Origin of the sequence: Nocardiopsis sp. MG754419 (assembly GCF_018207095.1) — a bacterium.
GTDB lineage: Bacteria > Actinomycetota > Actinomycetes > Streptosporangiales > Streptosporangiaceae > Nocardiopsis.
In genome coordinates, this window is the sequence record NZ_QOCZ01000139.1 from 1 (window position 1) to 15,924 (window position 15,924).

Consider the following 15,924-nt stretch of genomic DNA (forward strand, 5'->3'; position numbering starts at 1 on the left):
CACCGACTCCGGCGGCCCCGTCCTCCGCGGCGAGGAAGGAGCCTGGGAACTGGCCGGCGTCATCAGCCGGGACGGCGACTTCGACGAGAACCCCCTCTGTGTGGGTCCGACGGTCTTCACCGACACCGTCGCGCACGCCGACTGGATCGACGACACCGTCCACGGCGGCGCCGCACCGCCCATCGGCGACCCCGCCGAGCCCGGCACCTGGCCCGAGTACCGGCAGGGCGAGATGGGCTGGAACGTGGCGATCGCCAAGTACCTGCTGGCCGACGAGGGCTCCCTGAAGCCCGGTGAGGTCCTCGACGACCGGTTCGACGAGGCCACCGTCGAGTCCCTGATGGACTACCAGCAGGGCACGGACCTCAAGGTCACCGGTGTGCTGGACACCCGCAGCTGGGAGTTCCTGACCGAAGAGGCCGGCACGCTCTCCCAGGGCGACGAGGGACACGCGGTCGCCGCCGTGCAGACCGCCCTGGCCGAGAAGCTCGGCTACGACCTCGGCGCCGACGGATACGAGACGCACACCGCCGAGCCGGGCACCTTCGGCCCCTCGACCCACGCCGCGGTCGAGTCCTTCCAGGAGCAGGTCGGCCTCGACGCCGACGGTCAGGTCGGTCCCGCGACCTTCCACGCCCTGGTCACCGTTCCCGAGAACCCCTGATCCCACCTCACACCGCGTGTGACACCGAAGCCCTGTCCCCCACCCGTCACACCGGACCCACGTGACGTCACCACCGCAAGCGACAGCACAGGAGGAACCATGAAGTCCATGCGCACGCGCATCGCCACCGGTCTGGCGGTCGGAGCCGCGTCCCTCGCCCTGGCCCTGGGTTCGAGCCCCGCGTCCGCCTCGGACTGGACCGTGGTCGGCGGCTTCCCCACGCAGTCGGCGTGCAACACCGAGGGCCAGGACTACATCGAGAACAACAGCGACCTGCACGACTACACCGAATACAAGTGCGAGTACAGCGGCAGCAGTGACATGTGGCTCGTCCACGTCCGCTAGCTCGGGCGACACCGCGGGCCGGGCGGTCCGGCACCGCATCCGCGCGGAGGGGCCTCGATCCGAAGAAGGATCGGGGCTCCTCCCCTGTGCGTACGGGGCCTCCCGGGATCGACCGCGCGGAACGGGCCGGGCGCCGCGCCTGCGCACCGGCTCCGCGGCCGACCCGGCCCGGTCCGCACGCGCGAGGCCGGGCCCGGATGGTCGACGGGTGAAGAGATACGTTGGCGCCCGCCGAGCGGCGGGCGCCAACGTATCTCAAGGCCGACCACAGCAGGCGAAGCGGGGCCCGCGCACGCGGCGGCGGCGCTGCGGGACGACGGCCCCGGGGTGGAGGACCTGCGAGCGACCCCGCTGATCATCGACACCGACATCGGCGGCGACGCCGACGACGCCCTCGCCGTGACGGCCGCGGCCCGTTGCTCCCCGCACCTGACGCTGCTGCTGACCGGCGACGAGACCGGCGGTGCGCACGGCCCCGGTCGACGGGCCCGTTTCGCCCGCCACCTCCTGGACGGTCTCGGCCGCGCGGACGTGCCGGTGGTCGCCGGGGCGAGCCTCGACGACACTCCCTACTACTGCGTCGACGGCCTGGTCCCCGACACCGTCCCCGCGCAGGACACGGATGTCGTCACCGCGGTGAGGACGGTCGCGGCCGCCCACCCCGGACCGTTGCGTTGGGTGGGCATGGGCCCCCTCACCAACCTGGCCCGCCTGGTGGAGGAGGCCCCCGAACTCACCCCCCGGCTCCGGGTGACCCAGATGGGCGGTGCGCTGCGCTACCGCCACCCGGACCGGGCCGAGCACAACTTCCGCCTCGACGTGGACGCGGTGCACACGGTGTTCGCCGCCATGGCCGACGGGCGCCTGGCCCCCGGTGAGTTCGTCACTTCCGAGATCACCTTCGTCCCCGACACCGAGGTCCACGCCGCACACCCCCTCTACCGGACCCTGGCCGCGCCAGACGCCCCCGACTGGGCCGGGCTGTTGGCCGCCCACCTGGACCGCTGGTTCACGCGCTTCCATCCGGCCTCGAAACAACACGACGCGCTGGCCCTGAGCGCCGCCCTCGCCCTGCCCTTCGTCGACTCCCGCCCCTTGTCCCTCGTCGTGGACGCGATCGGCCGCACGACCTCGGCCGACCACGGAACACCGGTGCGGGTGAGTCACGCGGCGCGGTACGGCGCCTTCATGGCCTGGTTGCACCAGAGGCTCGACCCCGACGTGGAGCCGGCCCATCCCGCCCCGCCGCAGGTGCGGCACTGAGCACCGAGCGGGTGCGAAAGTCCCCCGGCGTCCGCGCGCCGAACGGGTCCGTCCCACGGCCGGGGCCGTGGTCGCGGCCCGCACGTGGGGCCCCGGCGAGGGCGGTGACGGGTGGTTCTTCACCTGGGACCCGGAGGCCCTGTCCACCGACCCGGAGGAGGTGGAGCGACAGCTCCTGCGGGGGGCCGGCTTCGACGCCGGGAGCCCGGAGGCCACGCTGTTCTACGCGCTGGAAAGCCTGTACACCGAGGCCCCGGTCGATCCGCGGGTGCAGGCGGCGGTGCTGCGCGCCCTGGCCGAACACGACGGTGTGCTGCACGCGGGTGCGGCGGAGGACCGGCACGGCCGCGAGGGTGAGCTGTTCCTGGTCGAGGACGACGCGTCGGTCGAGGGCGGGTCGTTGGAGCGCCGCATCATGTTCGACGCCGACACCGGGGCGCCCCTCTACCTGGAGATCGTGGCGGTCGAGCCCGACGCGTCGGAACCGGAGGACGTGGAGTACCCGAGGGTGAACCACTACGCGGTGATCACGGAGACCGCCTGGGTGGCGGAGGTCGAGGACCGCCCCTGACCCGTGGGCGCGAGGGTCCGGGCGTGGGGGACGATCCGGCGACGGCACACCGGGCGGTGCGCGCGGCCACCGGCCACCGGTTCCACACGAGGGACGGCCCCCGGTCCACGCGATGTCGCGCGGACCGGGGGCCGTGCTCGTGTACGGGCCATCGGACCGGACTCGTGGCGGCTCACCCCGACCCGGTCCCGCCACGGGCTCACGGCACGACGTGGCCACCGGACCACGGCACGTCGAGGCCGCGCGCACCGCCGGCGCGTCGCGGGTCAGCCCAGGGGGCTCTGCCCGCGGGGACGGGCCACACCGGCCCCGAGCGCGAGGCCGCACGCCAGGAGCACCGGCAGCAGAAGACCGGTCCCCACACCGAACTGGGCGGACAGCATCCCGATCACCGGAGCTCCCACGAGAGGTCCGAGGTAACCGATCGCCGCGACCGTTCCCAGGTTCCTTCCGACGTGGCGGGGGTCGATCTCCGCCGCCGCGCTGAACAGCTGGGGCACCGCGCACGACAGCCCCAGTCCGACCAGGGCGAAGCCCAACAGCACCGTCGCCGGCCACGGGATGCCCAGGGCGATGGCGAACCCGCCGATCACCAGCAGCGCGCCGGACCGCAGGAGGTTGACCCGGCCCAACCACAGGGCCAGACGGTCTCCCATCAGACGGCCGAGGGTCATGGTGACGGTGAACGCGGCGAACACCGAGGCCGCGAACGTGCCGGACGCGCCCACGCTCTCCTGCGCGAAGAGCGCGCTCCAGTCCTGGACGGCGCTCTCGGACAGCATGGCGGCCAGGACCAGCGCCCCCACCAGCAGCAGGTGCGGCGAGAGCCGGGGCCGGGGTTCGGCCCCGCCGTCGGGGCGCGGATGTCGTGGCTCCGGTGGCACGAACCGTACGAGGGCGCCCACGGGCAGGAGCGCCACCAGGGCGAGGAGCACGCCCATGGACTGGAACGCGACCAGAGGTGACAGGCCGGCGTAGGCGGTGAACATCCCGCACAGAGCGCCGAAGCACGCCCCCAGAGAGACGAAGGCGTGGAAGGACGACATCAGCGACCGTCCCAGCGGCCGCTGCAGAACGGCCGCGTGGGTGTTGACGCTGACGTTGAGCAGGGAGTGGGCGGTGCCCAGCACGAACAGCGCCGCCGCCAATTCCTGGGGCCCGCGGGCCGTCCCGGGCAGGATGAGGCAGAGCGCCGCGGCCACCGCGGCCGGGGCGATGACGAACCGGGGGGCGCACCGGTCGAGCAGTGCTCCGCCCAGACGGGCCGTGACCATCGCCCCCACCCCCATGCAGAGGAGTGCGAGGCCCAACTGGTCGGCGCCGACGCCGGCCTGGTCCTTCACGGCCGGGATCCGTGACGCCCACACGGGCAGTAGCGCGCCGGTCAGAAAGAAGTACCCGGCCAGCGCCGAACGGGCGTACAACGCCTGCTTCTCGGCGGCAACGGTTCCTGGATGACTTTGTGCGGTGTCGGGGCTCACGGACACTCTCCACGTCCTGCGGGGTGATGAAATGGATTCAGGCCGGCGTTCGGAATACATGGGTGACGGTGGGGGATGACGCCAAGGGGATCGCTCTGCCCTGCGTACTCGTCGTTCGACCCACGGCCGGCTGAAAGAGAGAGATTACAAGCACCGCCGGCGACAGAGAAGCATTTCGCGCCCGTGATTCCTGTTCCTGCGAATCGCTCAAATCCTATCCTCAACGCATTCATGAACAACAAGATGATTGTCCGAGATCTAATCTTGATCTGCAATCAAGAGGCTTGCCCAAAAGAACTCGCATGGTCCTCATATCCTTGTTTTCGACTTTTCCGAGCGATCACTTTTGCCACATAACAGGACACACGGAGATCGCCGACGAAGTTTTCCGACCTTTTTCCGGACCGACCCGGGGTTTTGTTTCACGGCTCCCGGCGTTGGCTCCCGACCGGATGTGGGATGGAACACGCGGCCACGCGGCCACCTGGAACGCCAGGTGAGCGCTCCACGCCCGCGCACGGGCCACGCGCGGGTCGGGCGGGCGAGCCACGGCACGTGTCACGCACGGCGCCGGAACGTGCCCGGCGCGCACCCCGTCGGCCCTGTTCAGAGCGGCGGGGCGGCGAAGGACGGGGGTAGCGAACGGTCGGGACGGGGAACGATCACGAACGGAGCCGAGCGAGTGGGGGACGCACATGGCGGACGCACAGGAACCCGCGACGGGAGCCACCGCCCACGTCGGGTACAGCCATCTGTTCCCCGGCGCCCGGATGCGGGTCGAGGCCGAGAGCGGACACGGCGCGATCCACCACACGCCGGAGGAGTTCGGCGTGGAGTTCTCCGACGGTGCGCGGTCGAGCGCGCGACTGTTGCGGGAGGACGGCGAGAGTCCCCCGGTCCTGGTCGTGGCGGGCTACACCACGGCTCGGGGCACCCGTGTCGACGAGCGCGTCTGGACGGTCGCCGCGGCCGTCCCCGCCGACGGCGGGGTCGATCTGCGGCTCGGACAGCGGTTGCCGTCGGGCTGAGCGCCCGTACACGGTCACCCCCGCGCGCCGTACGCGGGCACCCCTGCGGTTGCGGACGCGTGCGGGCTCAGGGCTTGGTCCCACCCGCGCAGCGCAGCCGGGAGAGCACGCGGCACCCCTCCTCGGCGGCGTACACCCGCGTCCCACCCGCGCACCGTGCCCGGACACCCCGCGCGCACCACGGGTGCCCCTCCCCAGCGGTCACCACGCGCCCAGGGCGCACTCGCGGCCCCCACGTCCCCTCAGGCACCGCGAAGAATCGGCCGGTCGAAAACACGGCGAACCGACCATCCCCCACCGCACACCCCCTGATCAGCGCGAACACCGCGTCGCCCAGGGGTCGGCGTTTCATGGGGACGCTCAGGGGCAAGAGCCGCACAGGAGGTACCCCCGTGGAGACGCAAACCCTAGTCATCATCGCGATACTCGTCGTGGTCGCGGCCGTGCTCGTCGCAGGTATCACGTTCGCCGCGCGGTCCTCGATCCTGCCGGCCCGGCGCACGGCCCGACTCAAGCAGCGCTTCGGTGCGGAGTACGACCACGCCGTGGAGACCCACGGCGACACCGCCGGGGCCGAGAAGGACCTCGCGGAACGGCTCTACCAGCGCCAGGGCATCGAACTCCGCGACCTCACCGACGAAGAACGTCGGACGTACGCGGACGCCTGGACCACGATCCAACAGCACTTCGTGGACGACCCGGTCCGCGCCGTGCACGACGCCCGCGGTCTCGTCGAGTCGGTCATGCGGGACGTCGGCTACCCCGAGGTCCCCACCGTCACCGCCGACGACGACGGCTTCGAGCGCCTGGCCAAGGTGCTGTCCGTGGACCACCCCGCCGCCGTGGCCGACTTCCGTCGCACCCACGCCGCCGGCCACCTCGCCGAGGCCGACCAGGAACAGACCGAGAACCTGCGCGAGGCGCTGGTGGCCTACCGCCGCCTCGCCGACTCGCTTCTCGGCGGACTCGCGCCCCGCAACGGCGGGTCCGGGCGAGACGACGGCGGGTCCGGTGGAGAGCGGCCCGCCTCGACCGGTGATCAGCCCGTCGAGAACGCCGCGGAGGAAGGTCGGTGAGCGGTTCCGGCCTCTCCGGAGGTGGCGGGGGCGGAGCCCGCTGGACCCTGCGCGCACACCACACACGGACCCGACGACCGGATCAGGAGGCACGACCGGTGGAGATCTCGAAGGAACCGGACGCCGCGGCGACGACCCCCGCGTCCGACGACGACGGACCCTGGGTCCCCGCGCCGGACCACGTCGACCCGACCATCACCGAGGTCGACGCCCAGGTGAAGGACCCCGACCCCCTCCCCCACCGTGAACCGGGGAGCAGCGGTCGGAGCAAACGGAGTTCCCCGGCGCGCAAGCGCCCCGCGGCCGAGCCGAAGAAGCCCGCGGCCCGCTCCGCCGAGCCCGATCGGCCCGCGTCCACCTCGGGTCGGCCCTCGAACCGGGACGAGGAGCCCTGGCGGCTCCGGCCCCGTGGTTTGGAGAGCGACGGGCTGCGGGAGCGCTGGAACGAACTGCAGATCGGGTTCGTGGACGATCCGCGTTCGGCCGTTCTGGAGGCGGACGCGCTGGCGGCGGAGGTCGCCTCGGCCGTGGTCGCCGCCCTGGAGGAGCGGCGCACGGCGCTGCGCACCGCCTGGGAGGACGCCGACAACGCGGACACCGAGGTGCTGCGCCTGGCCCTGCGCGATTACCGGAGCTTCGTCCGACAGCTCAACGGCGATGACGGTCCGACCCCCTGAACGCGGGCGAACCCCCTGAACACCGGGGCCTCGGCTTCGAGCCGGGGCCCCGCCGAGCGGTAGCATCTGTGGCGGATTCTCCCCCCGTCCGCGCGCCCCGCCCTCCGGAGAACGCCGTGTGACGGGGTCGCCCCAGACACGGAAACGGACGGCATGGACGCTGAAGAGACCCAGGTCATGACCAGGACCGGCGAGTACACCACCAGTCACGGGTGGGAGTCCGCGGTCCGAGGCCGTGTGGCCGCCGCGGTCGACCGGTTCTCCGGCCCACTCGCGGAGCTCGCCGAGCGCGACGCCAACGACGGGGACACCCGCCTGCTGGTCGCCGACTTCTGCGACGTCGGCCTCAACTTCAGCAAGTACCGCGACATGACCACCGAGTACCGCACCAGCGGCGACTCCATCGACTACGCGATCATGCTGGAGGGCGCGCTCTTCGCCCCGGTCGAGGTGCGGCGGATCGGCCAGGAATTGGATCTGCGCAACATCCAGATGTCCCGGCGGCTGGCCTCCGAGGAGGGCGCCGAGTGGATCTACCTCACCAACGGCCGGGTGTGGCGCGTCTACCACCTGCGCGCCGACGGCGATGGACACCTGCCCGTGCCGATCGTCGACGTCGACCTCCTGGACGAGGAGGCCCACGACCGCAACGTCGACGGGCTGTTCCACATGACCCGTGAGGCGGTGGAACACGGCCGGTTGGACGCGCTGCGCCGGTGGCGTGAGGCCGTGGAGGCGGCCCCGCTCGCCCGGGCGCTGCTGGACGACCGGGTCGTCGCCGCGGTGAGCGACCGACTGCGCGAAGGCGCGGAGCACCCGGGTCACCTCGGTGAGGACGACGAGATCCGCCGTGTGCTCGGCCAGGAGGTCATCCCGCGCGGCCTGCTCGACTGATCGACCCCGAAGGTTCCGGGGCCGGCGACGCCGCGCCGACCCCGGACCGGTTCACGCGTGCGGATACTCCCGGCGCTGCCACACGATGGCCATCGACAGCACGCCGGCGAGGAGCAGCAGGGCGGCCGTACCGATGATGCCGCCCATCGTCGCGCCGGTGATGGGCAGCCCGGCCCCCGCGGCCGGGCTCGACCCGTCCATCGGTTCGGCGAGCGTCACCGACGCGGAGTCGGACGCGGGCCCCTCGCCCGCGGCCTGACCGGTGTCGGCCCCCGGTCCGGCGTCGGACGGTCCGGAGCCCGCCGTGGCCCGGGGGTCGGAACCGGTCTCGGAACCCGGCTCCGGACCCGTCTCACCACCCGTCCCGGAACCCGCTGTCGACTCCGTCCCCTCGAACACGTGGTGCGCCGTGCAGGTGACCTTCTGACCGAACCCGACGTCGACCGTGCCGCCGTCGTTGATCGCCTCGCCCGCGTCGTCGGATCGGCAGGTCCACGCGTCGAGCGCGTACCCTTCCGGCCCGTTCTCCCCCAGCGCGTAGCGGCCGGGGCCGACCGCCACGTCCGTCACCTGTTCGCCGGCGCCGGTCCCCTCCACCGCGGTCGGGCCGTCGGCGGTCAGGGTCCAGTCCGTCGTGACGGCCGTGCCGACCGCGCCGTGGTCGGCCGTGCGGGCCAGGGTCAACGTGGTGTCGCACGAGACCGCGTGGGTGAGGACGTACCTGCTGGAGGGCGCGTAGAGCTCGAAGTCCAGGTCCGCGGGGTCCACCGACGGCGCGGTGTCGGGGTCCTCTCCCCGGGCCATGCGCACCGCGTCGACCACGCAGCCCTCGGGGACCTCGACGTCCTCGGTGCCGGTGACGGCGGCGTCGAGGGGGTATCCGGACCGGACCCGGCCCGGCTCCTGCGGCCGAGGGTCGGCGCCGTCGGGGCCGGCCAGGGCCAGGCGCGCGTCGAAGCCGTCGGGACGGTCCTGGTGGTCGACGGTCTCACCGTCGATCTCCCAGCGACGGTCGACGGTGAGGTCGCCGCCGAGGGCCGGCTCACCGTAGACGTCGCACTCGATGGTCCCGTCGGCGGGGACCTCCACCGAGAAACCCGGGGCGGAACCGACCGGAGCCTCCTCCGCGAGGTCGATCCGTCCGCGTTCACCGGTCACGTCACGGTGAAAGCACACGGCCGGCTCCCCCTCCCGGGCGATCGACCGGTACCCGTCCTGCGTGCCCTCGGCGACGGTGACGACGAGGTCGTCCACACCCTGTGGATGCACCAGCCCGAAGCGCACGGAACCGGTCGCGTCCGTGGTGGCGCTCGCCGGGGCCACCACGGCCCCCGGTGTGCCCGACACGTCCGCGTCGAAGGTCCAGCCGGATTCCGCCCGCACCGCGTCGCCGAGGTCTCCGGCGTTCCCGGGCGGAACCAGGTACTTGGTCACCGACACCGTGCCCGAGCACGGCCGTTCGTCCGAGCCCCGGCCCGCCGCGGCCGGCCCCGCGGTGTCGGTCGCGTCCGGGGCGTCACCGGTGGCGGGCGCGTCCGCGTCGGATCCGTCCGCAGCGCCCGTGGCCGTCTCACCCGCGCTGTCTCCCGCACCGTCCTCCGCGTCGGGAGGGTCCGGGGGCGAGGTGGCGTCGACACCGCACACGCCGTGCGGCGCGGGATCGGGGGTGGCCGGCCGGCCGTTCACGATCTCGGACCCGCGCGCGAAGTCGTCGGTGAGCGAGTCGTAGGTGGTCCCGGGCCGGAGTTCGGGGGTCCGGCCGATCCGGGACGGCGCGCTCTCCCCGGCACCGTCGCCCTGGGCGCGCGCGATCGCGAGGCGGCTGCCCTCGGCGACGCCACCGTCTCCCAGGGGGATGGTGAAGGTACAGGTGCCGTCGGCGGCGGACGTGCAGGTGGCCCAGGGTTCCTCGATCGGGTCCCCGCCGGCGCCGTCCACGAGCACGAGGGCCACGTCCTCCGATGGCGCGACCTCGCCGACCGCCGAGCGGTCGCCGTCGGTGCGCACGACCACGAAGGCCTCCTCCTGCGCCGTGCGTGCCGCGGCCGGACCCGTGAGCAGCACGCACAGGGTGGAGGACAGGGCCAGGGCGACGCTCAGCGCCGTCACCTTGTGTGCACGCCTCGGTCGCACGGCCGGGGACTGGGACCGCCTGAACACCGACATAGATCACCTTTCGTCGCCACGCAACAACACAGAGTAACTCTTGTTCGCGCAAGACGCCCGAAGGTGAGACAAGGGCGTTTTGCGGATCCGACCCGCAAAACGCCCCACGTCACACAGCCCGTGCACGGTCCGGGGTCACTCCAGCGGGACGCTCATGACGCGGTCGTCGCCGTCCTCGGGCGAACCCCAGGCGTCCCGATTGCTCGTGCTCAGCCACAGCGCGTCACCGTCGGGGTGGGCGACGACCGTGCGCAGTCGACCGAAAGTGTCGACGAAGTGCGCCTCCGGCGCACCGACCTCTCCCTCACCGGTCAACGGAATCTCCCACAGCCGCGAACCGCGCAGGGACGCCACCCACAGGGAGTCGCCCGCGATGGCCGCGCCACTGGGCGAGGCCTCCGCCGGCTCCCAGGTGACCAGCGGATCCGTGAACCCGTCCTCGCCCCCGGGCCCCTCGACGATCGGCCAGCCGTAGTTGTTGCCCGCCTCGATGAGGTTGACCTCGTCCAGGGTGTCCTGGCCGAACTCGGTGGCGTAGAGGTTCTCCTCGTCGTCCCAGGCCAGGCCCTGCACGTTGCGGTGCCCGTAGGTGTAGACGTGGTTGTCGAAGGGGTTGTCCGGGGCCGGTTCGCCGGCGTTCGTGACGCGCAGGATCTTGCCCGCGAGCGAGTCGGTGTCCTGGGAGGTGTCGGTGTCCTCGGCGTCTCCGGTGGCCACGTAGAGGTACCCGTCGGGCCCGAAGGCGATCCGCCCGCCGTTGTGGGTACTCGCCGCGGGGATGCCGTCCAGGATCACGTCGGCCTGACCGAGGCTCCCGGTCTCCTCGTCGTAGGCGACGCGGGCGACCCGGTTGTCCGAGGAGGTCGTGAAGTACACGTAGGCGTAGGGCTCGTCGGGGAAGTCCGGGTCCATCGCCAACCCCAACAGACCCCCCTCCCCACCGTGCTCCACACCGTTGATGCTCCCGGCCTCGGACACCTCCCCCTGCGGTGTCACGCGGGCCACGACGGCCGAGTCCCGCTGGGCCACCAACGCCGACCCGTCGGGAAGGAAGTCGATGCCCCAGGGAACGTCGAGGTCGGTGGCCAGGTCCTGGGGGGCGCCGAGGTCGAGGGGGCCGGCACCGGCCGAACCGTTCGCGTCGCTCATGTTCTCGGCGTCGCCGTCGGAACACGAGGTGAGAAGGAGGACGGTGCCGAGGAGGGCACATGTCGTGGTGGTGGTTCTCCGCGCCACGAGGCGCGTAGGTGTATGTGCCATGCCGCACCTCTGCCCACTGAGCGCCGGGCTACGCTCACCGCCCGTCGGCTCTCTCCACGTTCTCGTACCCCTGGTTCACCTCTTCCAGGAGGCGTTCGGTGTCGGTGAGCAGGGCGCTGTACACCGGACGCCGCTCGTCGTCCCACTCCCGGTCCACGCGCCGGCGCAGGGTGTCCACCTCGCCCAGCGCGTCCTCGACCATGGCGCGCAGGTTCTCGGAGGGGGCCTGGTTCTCCGGCTCCTCCCGGTCGTGGACGGTCTGGAAGATCTCCGAGGCCCGTTCCAGCACGGGAGCGAGTTCCCTCAGGAAGGCCTCTTCCGGTGGCGGGAACCTGGAATCGGAGCGCGTGGTGGAGCGCAGCGTGCGCACCAGGGACTGCACGTGACGCGAGGCCCGGCTCAGGGCCTGGATCCAGTCTCGATAGACGTCCAGTTGGACGGGCGAGGGTTCCTGGTCGGCCAGCAGGCGGCGGGGGTTGAACCGCATCCGGTCCTTCTGACGATCGACGCACTCCTGGGCGTTGCGGATGGTGCCGTCGAGCCCGTCCACGGCGTCACCCCAGTAGTCGGCTCGCACGCCGTCCCGGCCGCCACGCAGCCCCGCGGCGATGTCACCGGTCAGGGAACGCAGGCCGTCCGCGAAGTCCAGGACCGCGTTCTCCGCGTCCCGGAACCGGACGGCGGGGGCGAGGGCGACGTTGGTCAGCAGGGCGCAGGCGGCGCCGACACAGACCATCAGCAGGAGCGACCCCAGGTCCTCGACGTTGGTGGCGGTGCCGCCGGCCAGCGCGAACGCCGCCACGACGGGGACCTGCGTGCCCTGCTGGCCGAAGAACCGCACCTGCCCGGCGATGAGGGCCACCAGGACGACCAGGGCGAACGCCCACACCGCGGGGCCGACGGTGAGGCCGGTGATGCCGGCCATGAGCGCACCGGCGAACACCGCCGCCACGTAGCGGCCGCACTGGAGGACCGACCCGTACACGCTCGGTCGGACGACCAGGAGCGCGGTGAACGGGGCGAACCCGATCTGGGTGGACTCCCCCAGAAGATACGCCGCCACGTAGGCGAGTGTGGCGGCGATGGCGCATTTGAGGATGAGGACGGCGGTCTCCCGCTCGAAACCCCGTCTGCGATAGGCGCGGTCGATCCCTTGCCACAGCCGTCCCTGGGCCATGCTTCCCCCTCCGTGGTCACCCTGCGTACGGTGGCGACTCTTACCCGGAAGCGGGGCGTCGAACTCGCCTTTCGCCGATGGCTCAACGGCGGACCATGACGAGGACCCCACAGGACCAGCCGAGCAACGGGAGCCGTTCCCATCCGGCCCGGGACTCCAGGTCCGAGATGAGCGCCTCCACCGCCAGACAGTGGTCCTCCGGCAGGGTGGTGCGCGCCGGCTGCCGAGCGAGGTCGTCGACCACGTAGAAACCGCCCCGGTCCACCAGGGACAGGGCCTCGTCCAGGTGGGTGAACTTGCCCGGTCCGGTGTCGGCGAAGATCAGGTCGTACCCCGGACCGTCGTCGGTGGCGCGGTCCCCGAGCCACGCGCCCCCATCGGCCTCGTAGAGGGTCACCCGCGGGTCAGCGGTGTGGTGTCGGCGGGCCACGCCCAGGCACGCGGGGTCGTTGTCGAGGGTGTCCAGCCGGGAGTGATCGTCCATGCCGGCCAGGAGCCACGCGGTGCCCGCGCCCGTTCCGGTGCCGAGTTCGAGGAAGTGGCCGCCGGGCTTGGCGGCCACCAGGGCGCGGAGCAGCCGCCCCACCGCCTCCTCGCAGGACATCGTGAAGCCGAGGCGTTCGGTGTCGGTCTCGATGGCGTCCAGAGTGAGCGGACGCTGCTGTGTCGCTGTCACGGGTCGCTCCCTGGTCGATGCGTCCAGAACACCAGGCTAGGCCCGTGAGCTGCATCGATCCAGGACATGTGGGGGGAGGCCGCCGGAATGGTGCCGTCCTCACCACTCCGACGGCCGGGACCGCTCTCCTCCGCCCGGGGGGAACGCCGGAGGACTGGGCGTTACTGAAGGCGAAGCGAGGGGTCGGGCGTGGTGCCCGGGTCCGAGTCTGTCCTTTTCGGGACCCCGGGACCACCGATCAGTCGGCAATCCCTCAGGCGTTCTCGTAGACCCCGTTCAACCGCTCCATGTCCACGATGACGACGTGGCGGTACCCCGACTCCAGCAACCCCTCCGAGCGGAAGCGACGGATCGCGTTGCCGACCGCGTCGGTGCGCGCTCCGATGAGTTTGCCCAGATCGGTGTGGGAGAGCCGGACCCCCAGGGCGACCCCCTGCGAGGTGGGGGTGCCGTGGCGCTCGGCGAGGTCGACCAGGACCCGCGCCAGCCGGGCCTCCACCTCGTAGCCGAAGAACTCGGCGCGGTGGCGGTCGGCCCACTCCAGACGTTCGGCCATCATCCTGACGAGCGCGCGCCAGGCCTCGGGGTGCTCCTCCAGGAACGACTCGAACACCGCGTGCGGAAAGGCGCGCACCGACAGCGGGGAACAGGAGGTCACCGTGGCGATCGGCGGGGTGTCGCGGAACATGCTGAGCTCACCGACGAGGTCGCCGCGCAGCCGGATCCCGAACATGGCCTCCGTCCCGTTGCGCAGGACCGAGGTGACCTTGACGCAGGCGGACTCCTCGTTCTCGCCCTCCGGTGGGGGCCCGAGGAGCATGACCTGTTCGCCGGCGTCCCCCTGGGAGATGAGCACCCGGTTGGCCGGCAGATACTGCGGCGGTGCCAGCGACAGCAGGCGTTCGGCGGCGCGGGCCCCGATCCTGGACATGAAGGTGCCCGCCGGCCAGTCGGTCATACGTCCTCCCGATCACTCCCCCCTCCATCATGCCCAGTGGCCGCCGAATCGTGCGTAGCGGCGCGGAGAACCGCGGGTTCGTGACGTTCCCCACGGAGCCACAGGTCAGGACCGTGGGACCGGGGCCCGTACCCCTCGGGGCGCGCGTCCCGGTCCCCGGGTTCACCGCTCCAGCGGCGCGCGGACCCCCGATCCCCGGGTGAGGGCGACCACGGCGACCGCGACCCCCGCGACCAGCGCGGCGAGCGTCAGCGCGACCAGGTGCAGGGCCTCGGTGAAGGCCGCACCCGCCAATCGGCCACCGGTGAGGATCGCCAGGAGTGCGCCGACCACCGCGATGGAGACGGTCTCCAGGCTCAGCCGGGTCGCGTTGAAGACCCCCGCGGCCGCCCCCATGCGGTCGGGTTCCACGGTGCCCAGGCCCAGGGCGTCGATCATTCCGCCGGTCAGGCCCACACCCGCCCCCACCAGCAGGAACGGCAGGGCCACGGACCCCAACGAGGCGTCCGGTCCCAGGGTGGTGAGCCCCAGGACCCCCGCCCCCGTCAGCGCGAGCGCCCCGACCACGACCGCCGTGTGCGGGAGCCGGGCGGCCAGTTCCGCGCCCACCGTGGGGAGCACCAGTGTCGGGACGGTCAGGAACAACAGCCACGACCCCGCTTCGCCGGGGCCGAGCGCGACCACGCTGATCAGGTAGGACGGCAGGTACACGAGCAGCGGGACCAGCACCGACATGAACGTGGCCGCCGCCAGCGCGTAGGCGACGAACCGACGGTCGGTCAGCAGGTCCAGGTCCACGAGCGGCTCCGCGCGGCGCCGCTCCACCAGCACGAAGGCCACCGCGCACAGACCCGCCAGGGACAGGAGCCCCACCAGGACGCCGACGCCCCGCGCGGGTCCCTCCACGAGGCCACCGATGAGGAGCAGGAGCGCGGCGGTGAACAGGACACCGCCCCACCGGTCCACGGCACGGCCGTCACCCGGCATCACCGGGATGCGCACGGCGAGGAGCAGGACCGGGACGGCGATCATCGCGGGTCCGGCGAAGGCGAACCGCCAGCCCACGGATTCCACGAGGAGTCCGGCGACAGCCGGCCCGAACGCGGTGCCCGCGCCCAGCACGGTGCCGAGCAGACCGAACGCCCGCGCCCGCGCGGGCCCCTCGAAGGCCAGGGCCAACATCGAACCACCCCCGGCGACCGCCGCCGCGGCGCCGACACCTCCCAGCGCACGCAGTGCGACCAGGACCTCGATGCCCGGGGCGAACAGGCACAGCAGGCCGCTCACCAGGAACAGGCCGACCCCGAAGACGAAGACGCGGGTCCGTCCGACCGCGTCCGCGATCGTGCCGGCGCACACGAGGAAGGCGGCGAAACAGGCGTTGTAGGCGTTGACGACCCACTGCGCCGAGGTGAGGCCGACCCCCAGGTCGGTCTGGACGTCGGGCAGCGCGACGGAGGCCCCGGTGAGGGCCAACGGCAGGGTCAGGGTGGACAGGAGGACGGTGACGAGCACGAGGGTGCCGCCGCTCGAAGGTGGTGTCACGAGAACTTCCGGCGTGGTGAGAAGGGCGCCGGGCAGGCCGAAGGACCGCACCGGCGGGGACGCTGATGCGGCGGTCGGAAACGGTGAGGTCGGCCGCCGCTAGAGGGCGGCCGGGTCTTTCGCGAGCGGCATGGGCGTGAGGC

15 protein-coding genes are annotated in these 15,924 nt (G+C 72.3%); 8 read left to right on the plus strand and 7 right to left on the minus strand.

The window, feature by feature from the left end; genetic code table 11:
• From DSY14_RS21925 to DSY14_RS21940, 4 genes are all read left to right on the plus strand, one after another.
• Positions 1-664 (plus strand): peptidoglycan-binding protein (locus tag DSY14_RS21925; protein ID WP_211718502.1); only part of this gene is annotated, 664 nt, incomplete at its 5' end.
• Between the two features lie 99 nt (positions 665-763).
• Positions 764-1,009, plus strand: coding sequence for a hypothetical protein (locus DSY14_RS21930; RefSeq protein WP_211718503.1), 246 nt, complete (start codon positions 764-766; stop codon positions 1,007-1,009).
• A gap of 327 nt (positions 1,010-1,336) precedes the next feature.
• Positions 1,337-2,272, plus strand: coding sequence for a nucleoside hydrolase (locus DSY14_RS21935; RefSeq protein ID WP_307851301.1), 936 nt, complete (start codon positions 1,337-1,339; stop codon positions 2,270-2,272).
• A 67-nt stretch (positions 2,273-2,339) separates the two neighbouring features.
• Positions 2,340-2,843 (plus strand): hypothetical protein, encoded by a 504-nt coding sequence (locus tag DSY14_RS21940; RefSeq protein WP_211718516.1) that lies wholly within the window; start codon positions 2,340-2,342, stop codon positions 2,841-2,843.
• Positions 2,844-3,109: 266 nt separating this feature from the next.
• On the opposite strand, the gene DSY14_RS21945 is transcribed toward DSY14_RS21940, so the two are convergent.
• A complete protein-coding gene (locus DSY14_RS21945; RefSeq protein ID WP_211718504.1) occupies positions 3,110-4,324 on the minus strand; it encodes an MFS transporter in 1,215 nt (404 codons plus the stop codon).
• A gap of 695 nt (positions 4,325-5,019) precedes the next feature.
• On the opposite strand from DSY14_RS21945, the gene DSY14_RS21950 reads away from it, so the two are divergent.
• The 4 genes from DSY14_RS21950 (at position 5,020) to DSY14_RS21965 (ending at position 7,999) form a co-directional block, all read left to right on the plus strand.
• Complete coding sequence (locus DSY14_RS21950) at positions 5,020-5,352, plus strand: hypothetical protein (RefSeq protein ID WP_211718505.1); 333 nt, start codon at positions 5,020-5,022, stop codon at positions 5,350-5,352.
• A 392-nt stretch (positions 5,353-5,744) separates the two neighbouring features.
• The gene (locus DSY14_RS21955; RefSeq protein ID WP_211718506.1) at positions 5,745-6,428 is read left to right on the plus strand and encodes a hypothetical protein; all 684 of its coding nucleotides are present in this window, start codon (positions 5,745-5,747) and stop codon (positions 6,426-6,428) included.
• Positions 6,429-6,526: 98 nt separating this feature from the next.
• On the plus strand, positions 6,527-7,105 hold the full coding sequence (locus tag DSY14_RS21960; protein ID WP_211718507.1) for a hypothetical protein: 579 nt from the start codon (positions 6,527-6,529) through the stop codon (positions 7,103-7,105).
• Positions 7,106-7,258: 153 nt separating this feature from the next.
• On the plus strand, positions 7,259-7,999 hold the full coding sequence (locus DSY14_RS21965; RefSeq protein WP_211718508.1) for a hypothetical protein: 741 nt from the start codon (positions 7,259-7,261) through the stop codon (positions 7,997-7,999).
• A 51-nt stretch (positions 8,000-8,050) separates the two neighbouring features.
• On the opposite strand, the gene DSY14_RS21970 is transcribed toward DSY14_RS21965, so the two are convergent.
• From DSY14_RS21970 to DSY14_RS21995, 6 genes are all read right to left on the minus strand, one after another.
• Positions 8,051-10,108: a hypothetical protein gene (locus tag DSY14_RS21970; RefSeq protein ID WP_211718509.1), complete on the minus strand. Its 2,058-nt coding sequence runs from the start codon at positions 10,106-10,108 to the stop codon at positions 8,051-8,053.
• 192 nt (positions 10,109-10,300) lie between these two features.
• Entirely contained in the window at positions 10,301-11,425 is a 1,125-nt protein-coding gene (locus tag DSY14_RS21975; RefSeq protein ID WP_211718510.1) for a PQQ-dependent sugar dehydrogenase, read from the minus strand.
• Positions 11,426-11,459: 34 nt separating this feature from the next.
• On the minus strand, positions 11,460-12,602 hold the full coding sequence (locus tag DSY14_RS21980) for an aromatic acid exporter family protein (protein WP_211718511.1): 1,143 nt from the start codon (positions 12,600-12,602) through the stop codon (positions 11,460-11,462).
• 82 nt (positions 12,603-12,684) lie between these two features.
• Positions 12,685-13,278 carry a class I SAM-dependent methyltransferase gene (locus DSY14_RS21985; RefSeq protein ID WP_211718512.1) on the minus strand — a complete coding sequence of 198 codons (594 nt, stop codon included), beginning with the start codon at positions 13,276-13,278 and terminating at the stop codon, positions 12,685-12,687.
• A gap of 253 nt (positions 13,279-13,531) precedes the next feature.
• Positions 13,532-14,236, minus strand: coding sequence for a Crp/Fnr family transcriptional regulator (locus DSY14_RS21990; RefSeq protein ID WP_211718513.1), 705 nt, complete (start codon positions 14,234-14,236; stop codon positions 13,532-13,534).
• 162 nt (positions 14,237-14,398) lie between these two features.
• Entirely contained in the window at positions 14,399-15,781 is a 1,383-nt protein-coding gene (locus DSY14_RS21995; protein ID WP_307851302.1) for an MFS transporter, read from the minus strand.
• Positions 15,782-15,924 lie beyond the last annotated feature (143 nt).